We start from the raw sequence: 23,810 nt of genomic DNA, 5'->3' as shown, positions 1-23,810 counted from the left end.
TTCATCAATGGTCTAGTCCAATAGTTTGTCCACCCTCGATCCCCACCGGGAGGACAGATCATGCGCAGAAGCAGACTGGCCGCCGTCGGGCTCGCCGCCGCCACCTTCATCGGTACAGCTGTGAGTCTCGTGATCGGCGCACCCTCCGCGACAGCGGCGCTGAGCAACAACTGGTACGCCGCGGCCCCGTACCTGATGCCGGTGAGCAACAATCCGCCGGACCCGATCACCGTGATGAACGCGACCGGACTCAAGGCCTTCCAGCTCGCGTTCATCCTGGCGCCCAACGGCGGCGGCTGCAGCCCGACCTGGGACGGCACCAACGCGGTCTCCTCCGACACCACCGTCGCGAACGTGATCTCCCGGGTCCGCGCCAACGGTGGCGACGTCTCGGTGTCCGTCGGCGGCTACGGCGGCACGAAGCTCGGCCAGACCTGCGGGAACGTGGCCGCGACCGCCGCCGCGTACCAGCAGGTCATCAGCAAGTACTCGCTCAAGGCGATCGACTTCGACCTCGAAGAGCCCGAGTACGAAAACACCGCGGCCATCGCGAACGAGCTCGGCGCCGCGAAGACGTTGCAGGCCAACAACCCCGGCCTGTTCGTGTCGGTGACCATGCCGGGCACCGCGGCCGGCACCGGCTGGTTCGGCACGCAGCTGCTCGACCAGGCCAAGTCGATCGGCTTCACGCCCAACAACTTCTCGATCATGCCGTTCGACGGCGGCTTCAACGGCGGTTCGTCGCAGGTGTCCGCGCTCGAGGCCCTGCACGGCCTGCTGATGTCGCACATGGGCTGGGACAGTGCGACCGCGTACTCGCACGAAGGCTTCTCCGGCATGAACGGCAAGTCGGACGCCTCCGAGATGTTCTACACGGCGGACTTCCAGACGGTCTACGACTACGCGACCAGTCACGGCCTCGGCCGCTTCACGTTCTGGTCGGTCAACCGCGACCGCGCGTGCGTCGGGACGACCGACAACGGCGTCTGCAGCAACGTCCCGCAGAACGACTGGGACTTCACGAAGTTCAGCGTCCGGTTCGCCGGCGCGACCCCGCCGCAGACGACGCCGACCCAGCCGACCACGACTCCGACCACCCCGGGCGGCGGCTCCTGCACCGCGGCGGAATGGGACCGCACCAAGGTCTACGTGAAGGACGACGTGGTCAAGCACAACAGCCACAAGTTCACCGCGAAGTGGTGGACCCAGGGCGAAGAGCCGGGCACGACCGGCGAATGGGGCGTCTGGGTCGACAACGGCGCCTGCTAGACCGTTTCGAAGCGAGCCGGGCAGGCCACCTCGCGGTGGCCTGCCCGGCTTTCGGTTTCAGAAGGTGAGGTGGGTGTTCTCGCGCTGGACCTCCGGGGTCAGCGCGGGCACCTCGACGACGTGCCGCCCGGCGTCCCGCAGCAGCTCGGTGCCGCGGGCGTCCACGAAGACGGGCGGCTCGCGCCACGCGAAGACGACCCGCGGGATCCCGGCGTCGAGGATGAGCTCGGTGCAGCTGCGCGGGTGGGAACTGCGGTGGCTGCACGGCTCCAGCGAGCTGTACATCGTCGCCCCGGCCAGGCGCGGGTCGCCGGCGCACTTGGCGAGCGCGGCTTCTTCGGCGTGGTTCAGGGGGTCACCCTCACCGGAATGCCCGGTCGCGACGACTTCGCCGTCGGCGTCGGTGATGACGGCCCCGACCCGGAAGGTGTGGCTCGGCGGGCACTCGGCGGCGAGCGCGATGGCTTCCCGCAGCCGACGGACGTCCCGGCCGGTCGGCTCGGCCGCGGCCCGGTAGCGGAGGATCGCCATGTCCTGGAGCTCTTCCACGCCGACGAGCGTCAGCGGACGCGGGTAGAGCCCGGGCCCGACGAACCGCGGCGCGTCCGGCTGCCCGACGAAGAACGGCGCGATCGCGAGCCGCAGCTCGTCGGCGAGCCCCTCGGTGAGGAACCGGGTGTGGATCCCGCCGCCGCCTTCGACCAGCAGGTTCCCGATGCCACGCGCGCCGAGGTCGTCGAGGACGCGCGAGAAGTCGGCCGGATTTCCGGCGTCGACGACGGTGGCGACGTGCTTCAGCGCGTCCGCGGCTCCGGGCGGCGCGTAGACGATCTTTTCGGTGTCCCCGACGGTGAAGAACTGCGCGTCCGGGTCGAGGCCGCGGGTGGTGACGGTGATCTTGACGGGCTGTTCGGGCTTCCCCTGCTCCAGCCGCCATTTCCGCAGTTCCGGGGAGCGCACGAGCAGCCGCGGGTTGTCGGCCCGCACCGTCCCGGCCCCGACGAGGATGGCGTCGGCCTCGGCCCGCAACCGGTCCACGACCGCGAAATCGTCCTCAGTGGACAGTACGAGCCGCTCGGGCGAGGTGTCGTCGAGGAAGCCGTCGAGCGACTGCGCGGCGGACAGCAGGACGTGCGGCCGGGTGATCACCCGGCCCAGTATGCCGCGCCGTAACAAGCCTGGCGATCGCGGCGTCTATCCGGCATGGGCACGCGCGGCTGGTACCACGAACGGACCCTCACCACGGTCGACACCGTCGGCCGGGAGGTACAGGTGTCGACCGGTCTCACCCGCGACCCGGAGGGCAGGCTGGTGGCGGCAATAGCGATCAGCGACGGCCCGACGGCGATCTTCCGCTACGCCAGCGAGACCGAGAACAGCACCGAACTACTGGACAACACCGAGCAGACCGTAAAGGAACTCCGGCGGCTCGCGAGCGTGCCACCGCGGATCTGATCTGCACCGTCGCGGTGTGAGGCCGCTTGACGTCTCGGGCCGTCATCGGCGGTAACGCGTGAGCCGGCCGCAACGACGACGACGATGAGTCGGAGGGTTTCGGACGACCAGGAGAGGCGGCCGGATGACAAACCCATTCGCGCCACCCCATCGCCGCTGGGTCACCTACCTCGCGAGCGACGGCCACTGGAGGAGTGCCCCGTCCGAACCGACTCGGCGTGGCCCGCTCCTCTTGGTCAACGAGGCGCTCCACGCGGACACCTGTCCCTGCCGCACCGCGCAACCGACCAACCTCGACTATGTGATCGTAGGCTTGGGCGCCGTCGACACGGCTTTGCGTGGCCTGCTCGGCACAGCGCTCGACGTCGGCAACACGGAAGCCGCGCGGCTGGTGGTCGAGCAGCTGGGACACCTCGGCGAGACGGTACGGACGGTCGCGTCATACCGCGATTTGCTCGCGGAGTCGCCGGGCTAGACCGGCAAAACGGCGTACTGGCGGACGTAGAGGTCCGTGTACGTCACCGGGCCGCGGGGGCCGGGGACCTTGTCCAGGTTGATGCCGGTTTCCGGGACCGCGAGCAGCTTGAAGCCGTCGAGGAGGCGGGTCGGGGCGTTCCAGAAGACGCCCGTGCCGGTGTAGCCGTCGAAGAAGGCGTCGGCGGCTGCCGTGTCCTCGGTGGCGATGCCCGCCGCCAGGCCCGACGTCTTCTCGTTGGCGATCTCGACGGCGTCGGCGAGATCGCCGACCTTGGCGACCGTGACGGTCGCCTCGTGGTCGGAGTCCAGGGCCCATTCGTAGCCGATGGCGTGCTCGTGCGGCGCCAGCGAGGGCGTGACGCCCCGCTCGGCCAGCGCGTCGGCGATGCCCGGCCAGACGTCGTCGTGGATGCCCTCGTGGATGAGGAGCAGGTTCAGCCGGTTGCAGACGCCCAGGCGGTCGAGGCTCGCGAAGACGAGGTCACGCGCCTTCGTGACGTCCGCCCCGCGGTCGATGTACAGGACGCCGCCGCCGTCGGCGTGGGCCAGCGTGCGCACGCCGTGGACGGCCGCCTCGGTGGCCAGCGCCCGGGTGCTGTCACCGCTGCCGCGCAGGATCACCAGCGGCACCAGGTTCGGCAGCCGCACCAGCGCGGACGCCGCCTCGCGCTCCACCCGCGGCACCAGCTGGACGCAGTCGGCGTCGATGCCGGCCTCGGTCAGCGCCGGGGCGATGACGACCTCGCGCAGCCGCTGGGCCGACCCGAGCGCGGCCGAACCGGTGCGCAGGACGCCGCCGTTGCGCGACTTGACCAGCTGCGAAGCGACGTCGACGGTCACGTTCGGCCGTGCCTCGTAGTTCGCGCCGATCACGCCGACCGGACGTCGCCGCTCGACCAGCTTCAGCCCGCCGTCCAGGGTGGACACGTCGACCGAGCGCTCCTGGTGCGGGGCGCCGGCGAGCAGGTGCAGCTGCTCGGCCATGCCGGTCAGCCGCTCCGGGGTGATGGTGAGCCGGTCGAGCAGACCGGCGCTCATCCCCTCGGCCTTCGCGCGCTCGACGTCGGCCCGGTTCGCCTCCAGGATCTCGTCGCGGTGCGCGAGCAGCCGCTCGGCCATCCCGGTCAGCGCGGCATCGACGGCGTCGGCGGAAGCGGCGGCGAGCGACGGCGCGGCCAGCTTCGCCGCCCGTGCGCACTCCTCCACGGCCTTGGCGACCTCGTCCATCGTTCGTCTCCCTCCGCGCGGACCAGCGAGAGACCAGTTTGCCGCATGGGCGTGGTCACGAGGTCCACCGGCCCCGGCGTCGCGACCAGGGCCGCCACCCGCTCGGCTACCGCGTGGTCAGGCGGCCACGGGCTCCAGCAGCCACAGCCCGCCGGCGATGAGGCAGCTGACCGTCGCCACGGCGAAGACCAGCACCCACAGCACCGGCGGCACCGCGGTGAGGCGGCCCAGCTGGTCGGCGTCGGAGTCGCGGGCGCGGCCCCGCCGCCGCTTGACCTGCAGCTCGACCACCGGCCGCACGCCACCGAACAGCAGGAACCACGTCACGAGGTAGCTGAACGGAGCCTGCACCTCGACCGGCGCGACGAACGCGACCAGCGCCAGTACGGAGGCGCTCGCGACGACGGTGAACACCCCGTAGGCGTTGCGGACCATCACCAGCACGCCGAGCAGCAGCAGCGCGATCAGCACGAGGACCGTGCCGACCAGGTCGGCACCCAGCAGGCTGGCGAACAGCAGCCCGAGCACCGACGGCGCCAGGTAGCCGGCCATCGCGGTGAAGGCCATGCCCGGCCCTTCGGGCTTGCCGCGCGAGACGGTGACGCCCGAGGTGTCCGAGTGCAGCTTGATCCCCTGCAGCCGCCGCCCGACCAGCACGGCGGCCAGGGCGTGCCCGGCCTCGTGCACGATGGTGACACCGTTGCGCGCCAGCCGCCACGGGCTGCCCCCGACGAGCACGACCAGCAGCGCCACCCCACCGGCGACCAGAGTGATCACGGCCGGGGTCTGGGCCTGTTCGAGCAGCGACGGAGTGGCGGCAGCCGCGCGAAGGGCAGCACCGGTTCCGGTACCGGCCGGATCGCCGAGCGCGAGTTGAACGGGCGAGCTCACCCGGACACCTCACCACAGGCGATATCTGGCTACGGTGAGTCCCCACCGCTGGGGGTTTCGGCGGCTCCGGTATTGAGTCGATGCGATCTCCTTTCTCGGCGGGTGTGGCCGCCGCGGTGGGTGCGGGTGGGCATCGGCGGCGCCGGGCCCGGGACAGGCGGCTCGCGCTGCTTGTTCGCGCTTGTCCGCCGCGGAGTGGCGCACCGGCTTCGGGCGAGGACGCCGACGCCGGACTCGCACGGTCGGTGCGGCTGCAGCCGCACCGACGCAGACCGCGACATCGAGGCCTGAGCGCTTGGCCCGAGTTCCAGTTCCGGGCCACCGCTCCGCGCCGGCCAAGCAGGGCGGACGAGCTGAGCCGCAGCAGGCACAGCGCTGATGGCTCGACACTCGCGCGGTCGGTCGGCCCGCGAGCAGCTACACCCGGTGCGCGCCGGTCGAGTGGCCCGCCCACGAGCACCCCACCCGAAGCCGCCGCGGACGCTGCTCGCCGGAAATCGAGCCGGTGAGGGACCTCGGACCCGCGCCGAAGCTCGCGCTGCCCGAGGGCACCGCGGCGAGCGAGTTCGGGCTGCACCCGGCTCTGCTGGATTCGGCGCTGGGCGCGACGGACTTCTCTCGCCGGTGCCTGAACCGCGCGATCGACACCGCTGCGGGTTTCGGCGGCTCCGCGGTATTGGGTCGATACGTTCTCCTTTCGTCGTGGTGTGGGCGGGACACCGCTTCCGGGCTCACAGTGAACGGACTGACGTGGCGCTCGGCATGGGCGACCTGCTGGCCACACCGCCGCGGAACTCGGCTTCCGACGAGGTGAGCCGGAACGACCCCTGCCGCAGCGGCGAGGCCGCAGCCCGCGCAACGGCCCGCCAGCTCGGGCCGGCGGCGCGGCGTCCGCGCGGAACCTGCTGATGCGGCTGAAGCCGGAACTCACGTGATCAAGGCCGAGACTCGCGTGCTTGAAACCGGAACTCGCGTGATCGGAGCCGGAACCGGTGAGCGAGCGAGAACGCGAGTGGTCAGGTCATCGGGACTCCCTCATCCGGGCCTCGCCTTCCACTCGGAACAGGAACGACACCCAGCTCCGGAACGGGGCCCACGCCTCGGCGATCTCCGTCAGCTCCTCCACTCCCGCCTCCGGGAGGTGGTACGCGTCGCGCATGATCTCGTGGAGGCGGGTCTCCGCTCGGGGGAAGACGTCCGGGTGGCCGGCACCGCGGATCAGGATCAGCTCCGCGCTGAAGCGGCCTATCCCTGGCAACAGCTGCAGCTGTTTCAGCGCTTCGTCCGCCGGCATCGCCCGCAACATCGCCGCGTCCAGCAGGCCGTCCGCCGCCGCCTCGGCTATTGCTCGAAGGCGCTGCATCTTCGGGCCCGACAAGCCCGGCAGGTACTCCAGCTTCGCCAGCACCGCCGGCGCCGGGAACGTCGTCAGCACGGTGCCGCCGACGTCGACCTCCGTTCCGTGGCGCTCGGCGAGGCGGCGGCGCAGCCGGACCGCCTGGGTCATCCAGATCCGGTGGCTCAGCACCGCCCAGCACGCCGCCTCGTACGGGGACGCGAACAACACCGGCCGCAATCCCGGATGCATCCCCTGCACCAGCGAGACCACCGGATCGCGGGCGCCGACCTCCTCGAACCCGGCGCCGTCGACGTCCAGCGAACACATCCTCCGCACTTGCGCCAGCACCGCGTCCGCCCGCGCAGGTGGGCCGTGGACCTCCACCGCGACCTCGCCGGGCGATCTCTGGCGCAGGACCGCTCCCACCGGTGTCCACTCGCCGTCGAGCGGGAACGCCACCCGGAGCGCGCCGGGCTCCGCTTCCGGCCGGCCGGCGGGCGCGAACCCGGTCAGGAACCGGGCCGCCGCCGCCAGGTCGAACTCGCCGTGCACCGTGATCTCACTGCCCAGCAGGGAAATCGTCATCTGTCCTCCTCGGATCGGGGTCTTGCCTGCGACGCTAGGCAGCAGCACCGACAATTCCGGCCTCGAACGCCTGAGCCCGCGGATTCTTCACTCGTTCGAGTGGCTCAGATTTGACATACTGCCGGTATCCGAGAGGAGAGCAATGCGCACGAAGACCGCCACCGAACGCCTCGAAGACCTGCTCGAGACGCCCGCGAAGACCGAAGACGGCTACCTCGACCTGCTGGGCGCCGTCCACCAGGCGGGCCCGCCGACCGGCCTCACCCAGCGCCTGATGCGCACCACCCTCCTCCCGCGGGTCTACGAGCGGTACTGGCGCCCCGCGCTCGGCCGCGCACTCAAAGGCCCCCTCGGACCGAGCATGGCGGGCGAAATCAAGCTCGCGACCGAGCTCCTCGACCTGAAACCCGGTGATACCGCGCTCGACGTCGCCTGCGGCACCGGCCGGTTCACGCGCGCGTTCGGCGAGGCCGTCGGGCCGGGCGGGCTCGCCATCGGCCTCGACGGCGCGCGCACCATGCTCGCCAAAGCCGTCGCCGAGGGCGGACCGGCCTCCGTCGCCTACCTGCGCGCGGACGCTGTGCACCTCCCCCTGAAAGCGTCCACTGTGGACGGTATTTGCTGCTTCGCCGCTCTCCACATGTTCGCCGAGCCCGAAACCGCGTTGGACTCCTTCGCGCGCGTACTGCGGCCCGGCGGCCGGATCGTGCTGCTCACGAGCGCCCGGCGTGGCTGGCAACCCGCGCGAGTCGCGGAGTCCGTCGGCGGGATCCTGAGCGGGCAGCGGATGTTCGACCGCGGCGAGATCGCCGCGAGCCTGCGCGCCCGCGGCTTCGCCGGGATCACCGAGCGGTACGCCGGCGTCACGCAGATCGTGGCGGGCCGGCTGAGCTGAGCACCGCGGATTGTCGGAGCCTGCGGTTAGCATCGCCCCATGACCCACCACGAGCCCGTCCCGCCCGACGACAGCTACCTGCGTTCCCTGGTCGAGGCGACCGCCGACGCCGTCGCGGCCGCCGAACCGCTGTCCTCGCCGCACCCCGGCGCGGACGAGGCGACGCGGGCCGAGGTGACCGCCGCCGTCGAGCGCAGTTCACCCGATCTGGTGGCGTTGAGCCAAGATCTGCACGCCCACCCCGAGGAGGGGTTCGCCGAGCACCGTTCGGTGCGAGCACTGGCGGACCTCCTGAACCGCCACGGCCACGAGGCGACCGTCGGGGTCGGCGGTCTCGACACCGCGTTGCGCGTCAGCACGCCCGAACGGGATGGCCCGCACATCGCCGTCCTCGCCGAGTACGACGCGCTCCCCGGCCTCGGCCACGCGTGCGGTCACAACGTCATCTGCACGACCGCCGCGGGCGGCTTCCTCGGCGCCGCGACCGTCGCCGAGCGGCTCGGCGGCCGGGTCAGCCTGATCGGCACCCCGGCCGAGGAAGGCGGTGGCGGCAAGGAGATCCTCGCCCGCGCCGGCGTGTTCGACGACGTCGACGCGGTGATCATGCTGCACCCGTTCAGCCACGACATCGCGCTGCACCCGTTCCTCGGGCGGCGTCAGCTGGAGATGGTCTTCCACGGCGTCGGCGCCCACGCGAGCGCCCAGCCGTTCATGGGCCGCAACGCGCTCGACGCCGCCGTCGCGGCCTACCAGGGCGTCTCGGCGCTGCGCCAGCAACTCCCGCAGAGCGACCGCGTCCACGGCATCTTCACCGACGGCGGCGCCCGGCCGAACGTCATCCCGGAACGGGCCGCGCTGCTGTTCTACCTCCGTTCCCAGTCCCCCGACACACTGCGCGACCTCGCCGCGCGCATGACGTCGATCGCGGAAGGCGCGGCGGCGATGACCGGCTGCGGTGTCGAGCTGACCTGGGACGCCCAGGCCGCCTACCTGCCGATCCGGTTCAACACCGCGCTCGCCGGCCGGTGGACGGTCAACCAGGTGGGCACTGGCCGCAAGCCGCTGCCGCCGGGCATCGTCCCCGAGTCGCTCACGGGATCGACGGACCTGGGCAACCTGTCGTACCGGATGCCCGCGCTGCACCCCATGCTCGCGGTCTCGGGCCCGACGGTCGCCTTGCACACCAAGGAGTTCGCGGCCGCGGCCGGTTCGGAGACAGGCGACGCGGGTGTCCGCGACGGCGCACTGGGCCTGGCCCTGACCGCCGCCGACTACCTGGGGGACGCCGAGCTGCGGAAAGCCGTCCACGACGAGTTCGAGGCCGCGGGAGGCGCACTGGACGTGCCGTCGTTCTTCGCCTGACGCCTGAGGATTCGCTGAGTTTTCTCAGCTGATTCTTCTCAGCAAAGCCTGAGGTATTTCCACAGGTTGCTCACAAGCACAGGCGCGAGTCTGGTCCCATGACCGAGAACGAGAGTCGGCCCGGCCCCGCCTCACCCGGTGGGCACCAGCCGCACCACAGCACCCAGCAGTACGGGCCGTACGCGCAGCAGCAGCCGCAGTACGGCTACCAGCACCAGGCCGCGCCGAACCCTCTGTTCACCCAGCCGCAGGCGCCGACGGCGGTGAAGACCAAGCCGCGCAAGGGCGGCCGCGTCGCGATGATCGTCAGCGCGACCGCCCTCGGTGCCGCGCTGGTCGGCGGCGTCGGCGGCGCCGCGATCGTCGGGCTCACCACGAACTCGGCGGACGGCGCGACGACGTCGGTGACCACGCCGGCCGCGAACGGGCAGACGGTCTCGAACTCGACCTCCGGCGACGTCAGCGGAGTCGCGGCGAAGGTCACGCCGAGCGTGGTCCAGATCAACGTCACCACCGGGCAGGGCGAGGCCATCGGCTCCGGCGTCATCCTCACCTCGGACGGCCGGATCCTGACCAACGCGCACGTCGTCGACGGCGCCCAGAACGTCGTGATCACGACGTCCGACGGCAAGAAGTACCAGGCGAACGTGGTCGGCGCGGACACCAAGGCGGACATCGCGGTGGTCCAGGCGCAGAACGCCAGCGGGTTGACGGCGGCGTCGCTGGGCGACTCGAGCAAGCTCGTCGTGGGCCAGGAGGTCGTCGCCATCGGCTCGCCGGGCGGGCTGCAGAACACCGTCACGACCGGCATCGTCAGCGCGCTCAACCGGAACCTGTCCGACATCGGCCAGGGCCAGCAGCAACAGCAGTCGCCCTTCAGCCGGACCTCGAACCAGTCCGAGAACGCGCCCAGCTACACCGCGATCCAGACCGACGCCTCGATCAACCAGGGCAACTCCGGCGGCGCGCTGGTCGACGCCCAGGGCAACGTCATCGGCATCAACTCGGCCCTCTACAGCCCGACGGCCTCGGCCAACGGCTCGGCCGGCAGCGTCGGGATCGGCTTCGCCATCCCGATCAACGACGCCAAGAAGATCGTCGACCAGATCGTGAACAACTAGGACGCGGACGGGCCGTGGTCGGGGCGGTCCGTCCCACCCGCTTTCGGGGAGCGGGGAACGGCGAAGGCCGTTTCGAGAGTCAATCGGGGGCTCTCGAAACGGCCTTCGCGCTGTCTACAGCTCGTAGGTGAGCGTGAAGGTGTGGTTCTGCTCGGCGTCCATCTCGATGTCCGCCGTGCCGGAGATCCCGGTCAGCTCACCCGAGCCCGAGCCGGTGACGATCTTCAGCGTCAGGCCGGACTCGTCCGCCGAGTGGTGCAGGACGAAGGCGCCCTTGCGGCCGTCGACCGAGACGGTGAGACGCTCGAAGCCGACGTACGCGCGCGAAGTCGCGTTGGACGCCGTCAGCATTTCGACGGTGCTGGTCCCTTCGACCGCTCCGGTGAACGTCTTGGCGATCGCCACCCGGGCGAACTCCGTGCCCGCGGCCTCGTCGGTCGCCTGCGGCGCCCACTCATCGAGGACGAACGACGCGGTGGCAGTGCTGGTCATAGCTGATTTCCCCTGTCTCGAAGGTGAGCCGAGCATCGCAGCCATACCTGACAGAGCGCGTCAGGTATTCCTCATCGCTTCCGGTTGCCGAACAGCCCGCGCGTGATCTCCCGGCCCAGCGCGCTCGCGGCGGACCGCATGAACGACTTCACGGCCGGGTTCTTCATCGCCGACTCGATGAACCCCGGATCGTCCTTCCCTTTTTCCGGAGCAGGAGCCGGCGGAGGCGCATCGGTCTCCGGCGCGGGGGCGGCCGGAGGGATCTTCGCGGCCAGCTTCTCGTACGCCGACTCACGATCGATCGTCTCGGCGTACTTCGCGTGCAGGTCCGACGAAGCGACCGCGGCGGCGACGGCTTCCGGACCGATCGAACCCATCTTCGACCGCGGCGCCCGCAGCCGCGTCCACGCCACCGGCGTCGGCGCGCCCCGCTCCGACAGCACCGTGACGATCGCCTCGCCGATGCCCAGCGACGTCAACGCCGTGTCGAGCTCGTAGAACTTCGTCTTCGGGTAGGTCTTGACCGTCTTGGCCAGCGCCGCCTGGTCGTCCGGCGTGAACGCCCGCAGCGCGTGCTGGATCCGGGCGCCCAGCTGCGACAGCACGTTGTTCGGGATGTCGGTGGGCAGCTGCGTGCAGAAGAACACGCCGACGCCCTTCGACCGGATCAGCTTCACGGTCTGCTCGATGCGCTCGAGGAACGCCTTCGACGCGTCGTTGAAGAGCAGGTGCGCCTCGTCGAAGAAGAACACGAGCTTCGGCTGGTCGAGATCGCCCTCCTCCGGCAGCTCCTCGAACAGCTCGGCCAGCAGCCACATCAGGAACGTCGAGAACAGCGCCGGCTTCGCCTGGAGGTTGTCCAGCTCCAGCAGCGTGACGACGCCCTTGCCGTCGCGGTCGCGCATCAGGTCGTGGACGTCCAGCTCGGGCTCGCCGAAGAAGTCCTCGCCGCCCTGAGCCTCCAGATTGGACAGCGCGCGCAGGATCACCCCGGCCGTCGCGGCCGACACCCCGCCGATGCCCTTGAGGTCTGCCTTGCCCTCGTCGCTGGTCAGGTGCGTGATCACCGACCGCAAGTCCTTCGTGTCCAGCAACGCGAGGCCGCGCTGGTCGGCCCAGTGGAAGATCAGGCCGAGCGTCGACTCCTGCGTCTCGTTGAGCCCGAGCACCTTCGACAGCAGCACCGGCCCGAAGCTCGTGATCGTCGCCCGGATCGGCGAGCCCTTCCCGCCCGTGCCCAGCGACAGGAACTGCACCGGGTAGGCCGTGCCCGCCCAGTCGTCACCCAGCTCCTGCGAGCGCTTGCCGACCTTGTCGTTCGCCTCGCCGGCCGCGGCCAGCCCGGACAGGTCGCCCTTCACGTCCGCGAGCACCACCGGCACCCCGGCCGCCGACAGTTGCTCCGCGATCAGCTGCAGCGTCTTCGTCTTGCCCGTCCCCGTCGCCCCCGCGACCAGGCCGTGCCGGTTCAGCGTCGCCAGCGGCAGGCGCACCGCGGCCGCGGCGTCCGTCTTGCCGTCGATCACCACCGCGCCCAGTTCCAGCGCGGCACCCTCAGTCGCATAACCGGCGGCGATCTCGCTCGCCGGCGACCCCTGCTCCGTCACTCGCTGCTCCCCGATCGTGTGTCCTGCACCACACCGCGAGCGTAACGCGCCGTACGCGCAGGTAACGCCCCTCTCATCCCCGTGTCGGGTTAGGGTCACCAGGTGACCGACCGCCTAGTCTGGATCGACTGCGAAATGACGGGGCTCGACCTCGGCAAGGAAGCGTTGATCGAAATCGCCGCCCTCGTCACCGACGCGGAGCTGAACGTGCTCGGCGACGGAGTCGACATCGTCATCCACGCCGACGAGGAAAAACTCGCCGGGATGCCCGACGTCGTCCGCGAGATGCACGCCCACTCCGGCCTCACCGAAGAGGTCCGCGCCTCCACCGTCACCCTCGAAGAAGCCGAGAGCCGCGTCCTCGAGTACATCCGCGAACACGTCCCCGAAGCCGGGACGGCGCCGCTCGCCGGCAACTCCATCGCCACCGACCGCGGCTTCATCTCGCGCGACATGCCGGAACTCGACGCCTACCTCCACTACCGCCTGGTCGACGTCTCGTCCGTCAAGGAGCTCGTCCGGCGCTGGTACCCGCGGATCTACTACGCCAAGCCGGAGAAGGGTCTCGCGCACCGGGCGCTCGCCGACATCAAGGAGTCCATCGGCGAACTCGACTACTACCGGCGCGTGGCCTTCGTCCCCCAACCGGGCCCGACCAGCGACGAAGCCAAGGCGGCCGCCGCCGAGGTGCAGCAGAGGTAACCCCCTGCAATCCGCTCGAGGGCACCCGCTACGATTATCCCCGCAAGGTGATCGTAAGTGGATCCCCTCGGCAATGGTGGGCGTAGCTCAGCTGGTAGAGCACCTGGTTGTGGTCCAGGAGGTCGCGGGTTCGAAACCCGTCGCTCACCCCATCACCCCAGTTTGGATCCTCGGACCGAACTGGGGTTTTTTGCTTTTCGTGGTCGTTCGGCCACAGGTGGCAACCCTCACGACCGGATGGCCCAGCGTGCGCGCGGCCGGTCGGCGGTGCACCGTGGAGTGGTGGCACGTTCAGGACCGAAGATCAGGCGGAAGAAGAAGCTGAGGTACGAGGACATCACCGTCGTCGATCGATCGCTGCTCAAACGGGCGGTGGGGGCGGCCGCCCTCGGCAACGCGATGGAGTGGTTCGACTTCGGCGTCTACGCCTACATCGCCGACACCATCGCCGAGGTCTTCTTCCCGCCGACGGTCTCCCCGGGCGTCAGGCTGATCGGGACCTTCGGGGCCTTCACCGCCGCCTTCCTCATGCGGCCGCTCGGCGGGCTCGTCTTCGGGCCCCTCGGCGACCGGATCGGACGGCAGAAGGTCCTCGCCGTCACCATGATCATGATGGCCATCGGGACCCTGTGCATCGGGCTGATCCCGTCCTACTCCTCCATCGGTGTCTGGTCGCCGATCCTGCTCGTGGTCGCCCGGATGGTGCAGGGGTTCTCCACCGGCGGGGAGTACGGCGGCGCGACGACCTTCATCGCCGAGTACTCGCCCGACAAACGCCGTGGCTTCATGGGCTCCTGGCTGGAGTTCGGGACGCTGTCCGGGTACGTGCTCGGCGCGTCCGTCGTCACCGGCATGAAGGCTTGGGTCCCGCACGAGACGCTGCTCGACTGGGGCTGGCGCGTCCCGTTCCTGGTCGCCGGCCCGCTCGGCATCATCGGCCTCTACATGCGCCTCAAGCTCGAAGAGACGCCGGCGTTCCAGAAGCACGCCGAAGAGGCCGAGAAGCGCGGCCGCTCCGGCGAGCCGTTCTGGAAGATGTTCACCGACTACTGGCCCGCGCTGCTCATCTGCGTCGGCCTGGTGCTCGTGTTCAACGTCACCGACTACATGTTGCTGTCGTACATGCCGACGTACCTGTCCGAGCAGCTGCACCTCGACGCCACCCACGGCCTGCTGCTGATCATCGTCGTCATGGTCGTGATGATGCTGATCATCCTGGTCGGCGGCCGGATCACCGACAAGGTCGGCCGCAAGCCCGTCATGATGGCCGGCTGCGTCGGCTTCTTCGTGCTCTCCTGGCCGTTGATGCTGCTGGTGCACGACGGCGGCCTGGTGCTGACGTTCCTCGGGCTCATGGGCCTCGGCCTGCTGCTGCTCTGCTTCGAGGTCTCGATGCCCGCGGCGCTGCCGGCCCTGTTCCCGACCGCGATCCGCTACGGCGCGCTGTCCATCGCGTTCAACATCTCCGTGTCGCTCTTCGGCGGCACGACACCGCTGGTCATGCAGGCGCTGATTTCGTCCACCGGCTACGACTTCTGGCCCGCGTGGTACCTCATGGCTGCTGGTGCGGTCGGTGCCGTCGCCGTCTACTTCAGCCGGGAGACGGCGAACAAGCCGCTCTGGGGCTCGGGGCCCGCGGTGGCGACCGAAGAGGAGGCGCGGGAACTGGTGCGCAGGTCGACGGCCTAAGCCGTCTCGAGCAGCAGTTCGGTCAGCTCGGCGGGCATGGTGATCATGCAGTCGTGGCCGGTCGGCAGCTCCCGCACCGGCTCGCCCGCCGGAACGGGACGGCGGGTGATGCCCGTCGGCTCCCCGCCGACGCAGTGGATGTGCGTGCGCGGGATCGCTTTCGCCGCCGGGTTGCCCAGGTGCACGGGCTCGGTCAGGCACCGCACCGGCTGGTCGGACAGCATCGAGCGCAGCCAGGCGACGTCGTCGGGGCCGGTGACGCCGAACAGGCCCATCGGCGGCACCCGCCAGCCGTCGACCGCGTCGTCGATCAGCTGCTTGGTGAGGGGGATGACGTCGGCCGCGGTCTCGCCGTCTTCGGGGACCATCGCGTCGAGGAACACCAGACGCGCGATCCGGTCCGGGAGCCGGTCGGCGGCTCCCGAGATGACCATCCCGGCGTAGCTGTGCCCGACGAGCACGACGTCGCGCTCGTCCTGGAGGAGGTTGACGACGTCGTCGATGTGCGTGCCGAGCCCGACCTCCGGGCTCAGCAGGTGAGCCTTGTCGCCGTAGCCGGTCAGCGACGGCGCCAGCACGCGGTGGCCGGCGGATTCCAGGCGCGGGACCACGCGGTCCCAGCTCCGGCCGTTGTGCCAAGCGCCGTGGACCAGCAGGAATGTTGACATGCGTGCCTCGGTTCTCGATAGTTCCTCGGTACCATTCGGTAACCGGAACCATCGTGATCCACTCGACGCGCACCGGGCAATACGGCACTTTTCCGTGCCCCGGTTCCCAGGAGGTAACCATGGAGGACCCGTGCGAGGCCCGCGGAGTGCTCGGGATCGTCGGCGACAAGTGGGCGCTGCTGGTCGTGCGGATGCTCAAGGACGGGCCGCGGCGCTTCACCGAGCTCAAGCGCTCGATCGACGGCATCAGCCAGCGCATGCTCACGGTGACCCTGCGCGACCTCGAGCGTGACGGGATCCTGACCCGCACGGTCCACGCCGTCATGCCGCCGCACGTCAGCTACGAGCTGACGTCGATGGGCCGGACGCTGCGCGAAGCCACCGCGCCGCTGCTCGAGTGGAGCATCGAGCACCTCCCGCTCATCACGGCGGCCCGCGCGGAGTACGACGACCGCTAGTTCGCGGCCGTCTTCCACTCGTCCCAGGACAGCTGCCAGACGCTCCAGCCGTCGGTCGGCTCGAGCTTCGGGCCACCGCTGTTCTGCACGGTGACGACGTCGCCCTTCCTGGACGTGTCCATCAGCCACTTCGTGTTCTCGGTGGACAGGTTGAGGCAGCCGTGGCTGACGTTGCTGTGGCCCTGCTGCCGCACCGACCACGGTGCGGAGTGGTAGAAGATGCCGCTGTAGGACAGGCGGATCGCGTACTGGACGAAGGTGCTGTAGCCGCCGGGAGCGTCCTCGGGGACGCCGTAGGTGGCGGAGTTCATCGTGTAGCCGGTGTGCTCGCTCATGACGGTGTAGGTGCCGGCCGGGGTGTTGTGGCCGGGCTTGCCCATGGAGGTCGGCATGGTCTTGACCTCCTTGTCGTTGATCGAGACGGTCATCTGGTGCGTCTGGCCGTCGGCGACCGCGACGAGCTTGTCGCCGATGGTGCCGGTGATCTTCTTGTCCTCGCGGCCGTAGCTGCCCTTGCCGAGCGCCTTGCCGTAGACGGCGGCGTCGACCGTGATCTTGGTGCCGCTCTTCCAGTAGTCCTTCGGCCGCCAGGTCACCTGCTTGTCGCCGGACCAGCGGAAGGCGCCCTCGGTGGCCGGCTCGGCGGTGACCTTCAGCGCCTTCTCGGCGGCGGCCTTGTCGGCGACGTTCCCGCTGAAGGTGAAGATCAGCGGCATCCCGACGCCGACGGTCTCGCCCTGGTCGAGGTTCACCGAGACGCCGAGCTGCCGCGCGGGCTTGACGGTGCTGAAGCTCGACTCGGCGCTGACGGGCTTGCCGTCTGAGCCGGTCGCGGTGGCGGTCAGCTTGTAGGCCTTGTTGTAGCCGAGCGGCTCGGCGGAGTCCCACCCCGAGCCATCGGCGCGCGCCTTCCCGGCGACGACCTTGCCGTCGGCCCCGGTCAGCCGCACATCGCCGACCTTCCCGTCGGCAACGGCGACACTGACGGGTTCGCCGGGCGCGACGTCCTTGGCATCCTTCGCAGGGCTCAACGTGAGCACGGCGGCCTTCAGCGCGGGCGTGGGCGCACTCGAGGACGGCGTCTCCTTCGGAGATTCACCCGAAGGACTACTGCTGCAGCCGGCCACCGTGATGCCGACCACCCCCGCGGCCACCAGCAGCCGCACCCCCACACGCGTCATGTCCACCTGCCTGTTTCGCCGTCGATGTCCGACTACAGTGTGCCCGACCAGCCCCGACACCGGGGCGGCAACGCCGGAACTCGCCAACGGGACCCCCCTGAAACAGGCCCCGGAACCGGGTGCTAATCTTTTCCACGTCGCCGAGGGAAACCTCCGGCAGACACCGGCGCCATTAGCTCAATTGGCAGAGCAGCTGGCTCTTAACCAGCGGGTTCGGGGTTCGAGTCCCTGATGGCGCACACCCACTCCCCAGGTTGAAGATCCCTTTGACCTGGGGATTTGTGGTATCTGAAGTCATTTCTTCCGCTTCCTCTCTGTCCACTGTGGTCGTTCGGGAGCCCGAGGGGAGCCCGAGAGCGCAGTCCGGGTGCAAAACCCTCCTCGGGATCGCCCCGGCCAGCTTCCTCGCCGCGTCCGCGGCCACTTCCTCGCCGACGTTCGTGTAGAGATCCATCGTCACCTTGATCGACGAGTGCCGAAGCATGTGCTGGATCACCTTCATGTCCACACCGGCACCCAGAGCCAGTGTCGCGGCGCCATGCCGGAGGCCGTGCAGGGTGATCGGGGGCAAGCCGGCCAGCTTGATCAACGTGGCGAATTCGTCGGCGACGTCGGCCGGGTGCAGCGGGCGGCCGTCGGGCTCGGTGAAGAGCAAGTCCTCCTCGACCCAGTCATCCCCGAGGCGAGCTTCGGCCTGGTCCTGACGCGCCAAGTGAGCCCGCAGCACCAGCACGGTGTTCGGATCCAAGGCGACGATGCCCTCCGAGGACGGTGTCTTGGGCTTGCTCTGCCCGGTCTCCCAGCCGTACTGCACGATCTGGTTCGCCACCTCCAGCGACGCCGCATCCAAGTAGGTGTCCGAACGGCGCTGTCCACAGGCCTCGCCGCGCCGGAGTCCCGTGTGCGCGATCAGGTGGAACAAGGCGTACAGCCGGTGGTTCACCGTGTAGTCCAGGAACGCCCCGGTCAGGTCGCCGGTCCACACCATCACCGGGTAGGGCACCTCACCGGTCCGGCGCCACTTGGCGATCCGCTCCGGGGTCCACAGCTTCGGCTTCGGCCGCACCGCCGCCGGCAACTCGACCAACTTCGCCACGTTGTGCGTCAACAGGCCCTGATCCACCGCCGGGCGCAGGATCGCCCGTAGCGTCTCTTTGATCCGGTGCAGCGACGTCGGACCGACCGGACGCTGCCACTTCACCGCCGCGACCTTCCGCGGGTCACCGCTGGCCCGGTACTCGGCGATCAGCTCGTTGCGCTCCACGATCGCCTCGAACATCGCATCCAGATGCCCCACCCGCAGCCGGTCACGCCGGACCTTCGCCAGGTGCGGGCGTAAATAGAGGCGGACGTGGGACTCATACGAGCGGTACATGTTCCGGCTCACCGTGCGCTTCTTCCGCGCCAGGAACTCGTCGAACACCACACCCATCAACGGCTGTTCCAGCACTGCCGATCCCGCCCGAACGAGACGGCGCACCGTCTCGGTCTCGGGCAGCGGCTCCTGCTGCGAGATCAGGCCCGCGAGCAAGTCCCCGATCTTGCGAGACGTCTCGTCGTCGCCGTCCTCGGCGATCCCGAGCAGGTCTCGCACTCTCTGCAGGCCTTTCTCGGCCTCGGTCGCGTTCTCGTAGCCACCGCGGCGCCGCGGCCGGCGGTTGCCCCGCAGATCCTTCGGCAGCTCGATCCGGAAGTACCACTGCCCGTGCCGGTTGTTCTTCAGCTTCGGGCACGCGTCACCCAGAGACTTCCTGTTCTCGTCCCGGCAGGAACACCGACCCATCAGCCATCGAGAACTCCCCTTTCGTTCGTCAAGCACCCACCAGGGGCTTTCTCACCGCCCGATACTCGCGCTGCGACCACCACTCGGGGAAGCCTGAGCCCGGGAAAGATCACCGGATCAGGTGGCCAGACCCAGCAGCCGCAGGGAATCCACCCCCACCAGGCACTGCGGACACATGACCTCGGGCGCGCCGGATTCACGCGCTGCGTTGACCGAGCAGACAGGAGCGGAGGTGGCGGGAACGAACGTGTCGGTGGAGGACGAAGACCGCGATCAGGATCGCGACCGCGGCGGTGGTCACCCACCAGAACGCCCCGCCAGTGAGGACGTCGCTCAAACGGAGCGACGCAGAAAAGTGCCACCCGAGCAGCAGATGCGTCGTTCTCGCAACCGACTGCGAACGCTACTCCAACGTCCAGACCGACGACAGGACGCTGGGCGAGATCGAAAGTCTCCGACACGAGGCCTCCTCCATCAATGGCTCATCGGGAGCAGTCACGTCAGCTCCTACCCGGTTCCATTCGGGCGCCGGCGTACCGCCCGCAAAAGCGGTAACGGCGGTACTTCATCGGCACCCAGCCAAAACATAGGAATTCACCGGTCGGTCCCGGGCGTTCCCGTCCCCAGTGGATTCGGTACGCAATAGCACGGTTGCGTATCAGGCAGGTAGCGATCAAGGTGCCGAGGCTCGATGCCAGCTGCGGCAGCGCCGTCGATGAAGGTGGCCGGGTAGAGCCAGTGCGATTGGTCCGTGGTCTCAGATGATGAAGTGTACAGGGCCGCGGGGCCACGCCGCGGGGTTCGGGCTTGAACGGCGTTCACCTGCCCCGGATGATGTTGGCGCGGTTCACACGGCAATGGTTCAGCCAATGAGGTCGAGCAGGTACGACGTATCGTCCAAAACAGTGAGAAGCAAGATCAAGCGACGATCCGGTGCGCTCGCGGTCCGACTCCCGAGCCCAGGTCTCCGCTTACGTCTACCAACCAGAACCACTGAGGCGGCGCCCGGCGCCGAACTCGTTCCCCGCCGCTGCTAGGAGACGGCGAATGCTCAGCCGTCGAGCTGCAGCGGCCGGCACCTGCAACGACAATTGCAACAGGTACGAGCAGTAACGTAAAAAATCAACGGTTTGATTACCTCGGTCACTCAAGCAATATCCGCCGATCGGGTGACATCTGTCGCGACGACATGATCACTTCGTCTTCTTGATATGAGCGTCGACGCTACCGACCAGGAATCGCCTGTGAAGCGCATTGCCACGGGGTGCAACCTCGGTCCAGGGCAATTCTGGGCCGTTGGTTTCCATCTCGGTCAGCGCCTCATCGAAGGCGAGTGAGCGTGACCAGTGACAGGGAAACCTTGCCCACAGGCCAAGGAAGGCCAGACCTTGCTGAACTTCTCGAGCTCGTCAGTCCCCAGATCAAGAGGTATGCACGGACTCGGACCCGTCGGATGGAGCCTGACGACGTCGTAGGCGAAACAGTACTGCGACTCAGGCTGCATCTGGATCGCAACCCCGACACCGATCCGGCGAAACTGATCCCGTTGGCGCTGACGATTGCACGTCGTCTTCTGATTGACGACTCGCGAACGAGGGGTCGCGAGGTGCTACTTCCTGCAGAGGAACTGATTACCGTCGAAGCCCTCCGAGAAGAGGACTTCGCGGACCGGCGCGCTGAGATCGTCGACGCCCTCGACGCCCTCCGCGCGCTGCCCGACGACCTGCAGGAAGTCGTGACGCTGGTGTGTCTGAACGAGCGCTCATTGCAGGAAGTGGCGGAGATCCTGGGGATCAGCGTTCGGATGGCCCAGCGTCAATATAAGAAAGGTCGAGAAAGGCTCCGGCGTGCCCTCGCGACGCACCCCAGCTGAGATCGATGTGAGCCGTGGGGGAGCAATGTACATAACGAACAAGGGAGCGGGGAGCATGGTTCTCGGATGGTTCGGCCGACAGGCCGTCGAGATCGACGAGGTCGAGCTCGACCGGCGACTTGCGGATCTTCGCCGCGCGCTGAGTTGCGCGCCACCAGGACCGGGTGACATCGGGCCTGACCACGCCGTGCGACGCCTCAGGCCGGTCGGCATGGACCTGCCGATCACCAGCGGCGGCGGCCCAGGCGCGCAACAGCCGGATGCGATCCCGGTGACACTGCAGCTGGTGCGGCCCCGACGGAAAGCTCGACGCCAAGGCGTAGCTGTTCATAGCCTCGAGTCGGGCAACGAACGGAGCCGCCGTAGGCGCCGGCTGCAGCAGGCTGCGGTCGTGGTGGCAGTGCTGATGGTGTTGTCCGCGATCGTAGGTGGCTTCTACTGGTACCGCGGATCCGGGCAACCGGCGGAGCCGCCGCCGGTAATGCTCCGGGTGGGCGTGCTGCCGTTCGTCGATGTCGCGGCGTTCTACCGATCCGTCGACCAGGGGTACTTTCGAGCTGCGGGTCTGGACGTCCAGGTGGTCACCGTGGCCAGCGGTCCGGAAGCAGTCCGAGGACTCGAGACGGGCAGACTCGACGTCGCGTTCAGCAGTTATCCGGGGATGTTCATGGCGCAGGCCACCCACGCGGCCGACTTGAAGATCATCGCGCCGGCTTACATCGCGAAACCCGGCCACCTGATGCTCGTCGGCTCCCCGAACCGCTCCTTCACACGACCCGACCAGGCCGCGCACAAGCGGATCGCGGTCACCAGCCGGGGATCGATCTCAGACCTGCTCGCGATATCGGAAATGCGGCAAGCCGGCGGAGATCCGGCCAGCGTCTCCTGGGTCACCATGGACATGCGAGCGATGGTTCCGGCGATGCAGCGCGGCGAGATCGACGGTGCAGTCGTCGCCGAGCCGTTCGTCACGACGGCCGACGACGCCGGTGCAGTCCAGCTGCTCGATCTCGGACTCGATTTGAACTTCGAGATCGCCATGTCGGGGTGGGTGGTCCCGGCGAGTTTCGCCGCAAGCCGGCCAGAAGTGATCGACGCGTTCCAGCACGCGCTCAACCGCGGAGTCGGCGACGTTCAGAACCGCGATGTCCGCGAGCAGATATTCCAGCAGTACCTGGGTATCGACGCCAAAACCGCCCGAGAGGTCCGAGTCGGCAGCTTTCCCGCTCATCTGGACCTCGGTGAGCTTCAACGCGTCGCCGACCTGATGCTGGAGCAGAAGATGCTGTCCGCGCCGTTCGACGTCGCGACCATGATCCTGCCCGGGCTACCAGGATCTTGACCAGCCAATAGCCATGGCATACGCGTCAAACAAGGAGAAACACAATGCCGAATCGAGAGACCTCGGCCCCTCGACGGAACGTCGGGCAAAGGGCGCTTCGCCTTGCTCCCGTCGTGAACGCCGTGCACTACACGATCCTCGCTGTCGACGTGGAACGCTTCAACGCTCCCCGCAGAACCAACCTTCACCGGCTCATCGTCCGATCCGGGCTGTACCGGGCGGTCGAGGACGCCTTCGCGACCTCGGGCGTCCGGTGGCGGGATTGCCACCGGATCGATCTCGGCGACGGGGTCCTCGTGCTGACGCCAGGCGATTACCCCAAGGCCGTCTTCGGCGAACGAGTGCCCCAGGAACTCGCGAAGAATCTCTCCACGCACAACAGTGCGCACACGACCGAGGAGCAGATCCGGTTGCGGATGGTTCTGCACGCGGGCGAGATAACCCGCGACGCACATGGCTTCACCGGGTCGGCGATCATGCACGCGTTCCGGCTTCTCGATTCCCGTGCGGCCAAGGACGCGCTGTCCGCCTCCGACGGAGATATCGCTGTCATCGCATCGGACTGGTTCTACGAAGAAGTCATTCGCCACATCAAGTTCGGTGACCCCAAAAGCTACACATCGGTGTTCGCTGCCGTGAAAGAGACCACGACGCGGGCGTGGGTACACCTCCCGAGCACTGACGCAGGTGCCACCGAGATCGGCCACGAACTGGCGCAGTGAAGAGTCTTGAACGACGAATGAGTGCAGACTGGAGCAGAGCTCTTCGCACTTGCTCGGTGTGACGGCCAGGTCTCGCCCACCGACAGCGGGTTCGCGGCCATGATCGGCGCGAACCCGCTGTCTTCGCGAAGCACTCGGGCCACAACAACACGGGTAGCCCTCAGCTGCGAAGACCTGACGACTCCGAGGGGCCGCTGCCCGGCAGCGTGGAGCAGCCGAGCAGCAACGCGAGCAGACCCGTGATCTCGGTCACCGACCACTTGGCGATCATCCCGATGAACACGATCAGCAGCCATGGCACCGCACGGACCAGGTCACCCCACGGCAGGGGGCTGCCGACGGCACCGCCTGGCCGTGGGAGCGCGGCGATGAGAGCTGGGGCGGTGACGCGGCGGCCGACCTCGCCACGCTGTTCGTTGAGCACTGGATCTCCTTGCTGACGGTTCACGCTTCACCACGGCACTTCGACACGAGGACACGACCCGGCGGCCCTTTCGTCGCGACCGGCCACTCAGACTCGAGGCCACTCCACATCCCCATGAGCTCAGAATTCTTCGTCGCGGATCATGCCGCGCAGCCGGGTCAGGGCGCGGTGCTGCGTCACGCGGACGTTGCCCGCGGAGATCCCGAGGGCTTCGGCGGTCTCCTGCGCGGAGAAGCCGACCGCGATGC

At 68.8% G+C, this 23,810-nt stretch carries 22 protein-coding genes, 2 tRNA genes and 1 pseudogene; 14 read left to right on the top strand and 11 right to left on the bottom strand.

The window, feature by feature from the left end; all coding sequences use genetic code 11:
• Positions 1-60: 60 nt before the first annotated feature.
• On the top strand, positions 61-1,269 hold the full coding sequence (locus ABZ342_RS41530; RefSeq protein ID WP_360485424.1) for a chitinase: 1,209 nt from the start codon (positions 61-63) through the stop codon (positions 1,267-1,269).
• 57 nt (positions 1,270-1,326) lie between these two features.
• On the opposite strand, the gene ABZ342_RS41525 is transcribed toward ABZ342_RS41530, so the two are convergent.
• The gene (locus ABZ342_RS41525; protein WP_360485421.1) at positions 1,327-2,418 is read right to left on the bottom strand and encodes a dihydrofolate reductase family protein; all 1,092 of its coding nucleotides are present in this window, start codon (positions 2,416-2,418) and stop codon (positions 1,327-1,329) included.
• Positions 2,419-2,472: 54 nt separating this feature from the next.
• Here ABZ342_RS41525 and ABZ342_RS41520 point away from each other — a divergent pair, with 54 nt between their 5' ends.
• Both ABZ342_RS41520 and ABZ342_RS41515 read left to right on the top strand, forming a co-directional pair.
• Entirely contained in the window at positions 2,473-2,724 is a 252-nt protein-coding gene (locus ABZ342_RS41520) for a hypothetical protein (RefSeq protein ID WP_360485418.1), read from the top strand.
• A 301-nt stretch (positions 2,725-3,025) separates the two neighbouring features.
• Complete coding sequence (locus ABZ342_RS41515) at positions 3,026-3,199, top strand: hypothetical protein (RefSeq protein WP_360485415.1); 174 nt, start codon at positions 3,026-3,028, stop codon at positions 3,197-3,199.
• Here the strand turns inward: ABZ342_RS41515 and ABZ342_RS41510 are convergent.
• From ABZ342_RS41510 to ABZ342_RS41500, 3 genes are all read right to left on the bottom strand, one after another.
• Positions 3,196-4,428, bottom strand: coding sequence for an aldehyde dehydrogenase family protein (locus tag ABZ342_RS41510; RefSeq protein WP_360485412.1), 1,233 nt, complete (start codon positions 4,426-4,428; stop codon positions 3,196-3,198). The genes ABZ342_RS41515 and ABZ342_RS41510 overlap by 4 nt on opposite strands.
• Positions 4,429-4,545: 117 nt before the next feature.
• Positions 4,546-5,319: a M50 family metallopeptidase gene (locus ABZ342_RS41505; protein ID WP_360485409.1), complete on the bottom strand. Its 774-nt coding sequence runs from the start codon at positions 5,317-5,319 to the stop codon at positions 4,546-4,548.
• 1,021 nt (positions 5,320-6,340) lie between these two features.
• A complete protein-coding gene (locus tag ABZ342_RS41500; protein ID WP_360485406.1) occupies positions 6,341-7,243 on the bottom strand; it encodes a DNA-3-methyladenine glycosylase 2 family protein in 903 nt (300 codons plus the stop codon).
• Between the two features lie 142 nt (positions 7,244-7,385).
• Between ABZ342_RS41500 and ABZ342_RS41495 the strand changes: the two genes are divergently transcribed.
• From ABZ342_RS41495 to ABZ342_RS41485, 3 genes are all read left to right on the top strand, one after another.
• Entirely contained in the window at positions 7,386-8,138 is a 753-nt protein-coding gene (locus ABZ342_RS41495; protein WP_360485403.1) for a methyltransferase domain-containing protein, read from the top strand.
• Positions 8,139-8,177: 39 nt separating this feature from the next.
• Entirely contained in the window at positions 8,178-9,500 is a 1,323-nt protein-coding gene (locus tag ABZ342_RS41490; protein ID WP_360485400.1) for a M20 family metallopeptidase, read from the top strand.
• A gap of 98 nt (positions 9,501-9,598) precedes the next feature.
• Entirely contained in the window at positions 9,599-10,621 is a 1,023-nt protein-coding gene (locus ABZ342_RS41485) for a trypsin-like peptidase domain-containing protein (protein ID WP_360485397.1), read from the top strand.
• A gap of 114 nt (positions 10,622-10,735) precedes the next feature.
• Here ABZ342_RS41485 and ABZ342_RS41480 read toward each other — a convergent pair whose 3' ends face one another.
• The gene (locus ABZ342_RS41480) at positions 10,736-11,113 is read right to left on the bottom strand and encodes a DUF3224 domain-containing protein (RefSeq protein WP_360485394.1); all 378 of its coding nucleotides are present in this window, start codon (positions 11,111-11,113) and stop codon (positions 10,736-10,738) included.
• 71 nt (positions 11,114-11,184) lie between these two features.
• Positions 11,185-12,720 (bottom strand): helicase HerA-like domain-containing protein, encoded by a 1,536-nt coding sequence (locus tag ABZ342_RS41475; protein WP_360485391.1) that lies wholly within the window; start codon positions 12,718-12,720, stop codon positions 11,185-11,187.
• A gap of 102 nt (positions 12,721-12,822) precedes the next feature.
• Here ABZ342_RS41475 and orn point away from each other — a divergent pair, with 102 nt between their 5' ends.
• From orn to proP, 3 genes are all read left to right on the top strand, one after another.
• Entirely contained in the window at positions 12,823-13,422 is a 600-nt protein-coding gene (gene orn / locus ABZ342_RS41470; protein WP_155541695.1) for an oligoribonuclease, read from the top strand.
• A 76-nt stretch (positions 13,423-13,498) separates the two neighbouring features.
• Positions 13,499-13,574 (top strand) — tRNA-His (locus ABZ342_RS41465).
• Between the two features lie 130 nt (positions 13,575-13,704).
• Positions 13,705-15,111, top strand: coding sequence for a glycine betaine/L-proline transporter ProP (proP, locus tag ABZ342_RS41460; RefSeq protein ID WP_360485387.1), 1,407 nt, complete (start codon positions 13,705-13,707; stop codon positions 15,109-15,111).
• Here proP and ABZ342_RS41455 read toward each other — a convergent pair.
• Positions 15,108-15,779 (bottom strand): alpha/beta fold hydrolase, encoded by a 672-nt coding sequence (locus tag ABZ342_RS41455; RefSeq protein WP_360485384.1) that lies wholly within the window; start codon positions 15,777-15,779, stop codon positions 15,108-15,110. The two genes, proP and ABZ342_RS41455, sit on opposite strands and share 4 nt — an antisense overlap.
• Before the next feature lie 119 nt (positions 15,780-15,898).
• Between ABZ342_RS41455 and ABZ342_RS41450 the strand changes: the two genes are divergently transcribed.
• Positions 15,899-16,237 carry a helix-turn-helix domain-containing protein gene (locus ABZ342_RS41450; protein ID WP_360485381.1) on the top strand — a complete coding sequence of 113 codons (339 nt, stop codon included), beginning with the start codon at positions 15,899-15,901 and terminating at the stop codon, positions 16,235-16,237.
• Here the strand turns inward: ABZ342_RS41450 and ABZ342_RS41445 are convergent.
• Positions 16,234-17,418, bottom strand: coding sequence for an Ig-like domain-containing protein (locus tag ABZ342_RS41445; protein WP_360485378.1), 1,185 nt, complete (start codon positions 17,416-17,418; stop codon positions 16,234-16,236). The genes ABZ342_RS41450 and ABZ342_RS41445 overlap by 4 nt on opposite strands.
• Positions 17,419-17,584: 166 nt before the next feature.
• Here ABZ342_RS41445 and ABZ342_RS41440 point away from each other — a divergent pair.
• Positions 17,585-17,657 (top strand) — tRNA-Lys (locus ABZ342_RS41440).
• Positions 17,658-17,863: 206 nt separating this feature from the next.
• On the opposite strand, the pseudogene ABZ342_RS41435 reads toward ABZ342_RS41440, so the two are convergent.
• Positions 17,864-18,406, bottom strand: a pseudogene (locus tag ABZ342_RS41435) (site-specific integrase); the annotation flags it as partial.
• 2,134 nt (positions 18,407-20,540) lie between these two features.
• Here ABZ342_RS41435 and ABZ342_RS41430 point away from each other — a divergent pair.
• From ABZ342_RS41430 to ABZ342_RS41420, 3 genes are all read left to right on the top strand, one after another.
• A complete protein-coding gene (locus ABZ342_RS41430) occupies positions 20,541-21,074 on the top strand; it encodes a sigma-70 family RNA polymerase sigma factor (protein WP_360485375.1) in 534 nt (177 codons plus the stop codon).
• Between the two features lie 55 nt (positions 21,075-21,129).
• Complete coding sequence (locus tag ABZ342_RS41425) at positions 21,130-22,416, top strand: ABC transporter substrate-binding protein (protein WP_360485372.1); 1,287 nt, start codon at positions 21,130-21,132, stop codon at positions 22,414-22,416.
• 113 nt (positions 22,417-22,529) lie between these two features.
• Positions 22,530-23,138, top strand: coding sequence for a hypothetical protein (locus tag ABZ342_RS41420; RefSeq protein ID WP_360485369.1), 609 nt, complete (start codon positions 22,530-22,532; stop codon positions 23,136-23,138).
• Between the two features lie 160 nt (positions 23,139-23,298).
• Here the strand turns inward: ABZ342_RS41420 and ABZ342_RS41415 are convergent, their stop codons facing one another.
• Entirely contained in the window at positions 23,299-23,562 is a 264-nt protein-coding gene (locus tag ABZ342_RS41415) for a hypothetical protein (RefSeq protein ID WP_360485366.1), read from the bottom strand.
• A 120-nt stretch (positions 23,563-23,682) separates the two neighbouring features.
• Positions 23,683-23,810: sigma factor-like helix-turn-helix DNA-binding protein (locus ABZ342_RS41410; RefSeq protein WP_360485468.1), on the bottom strand; the 128-nt coding region annotated here is incomplete at its 5' end.

This window comes from Amycolatopsis sp. NPDC005961 (genome assembly GCF_040629235.1).
GTDB classification, from domain to species: domain Bacteria; phylum Actinomycetota; class Actinomycetes; order Mycobacteriales; family Pseudonocardiaceae; genus Amycolatopsis; species Amycolatopsis camponoti.
Note: the sequence above shows the minus strand (reverse complement) of the source record. Positions and strands in the feature narration are given on the sequence as shown.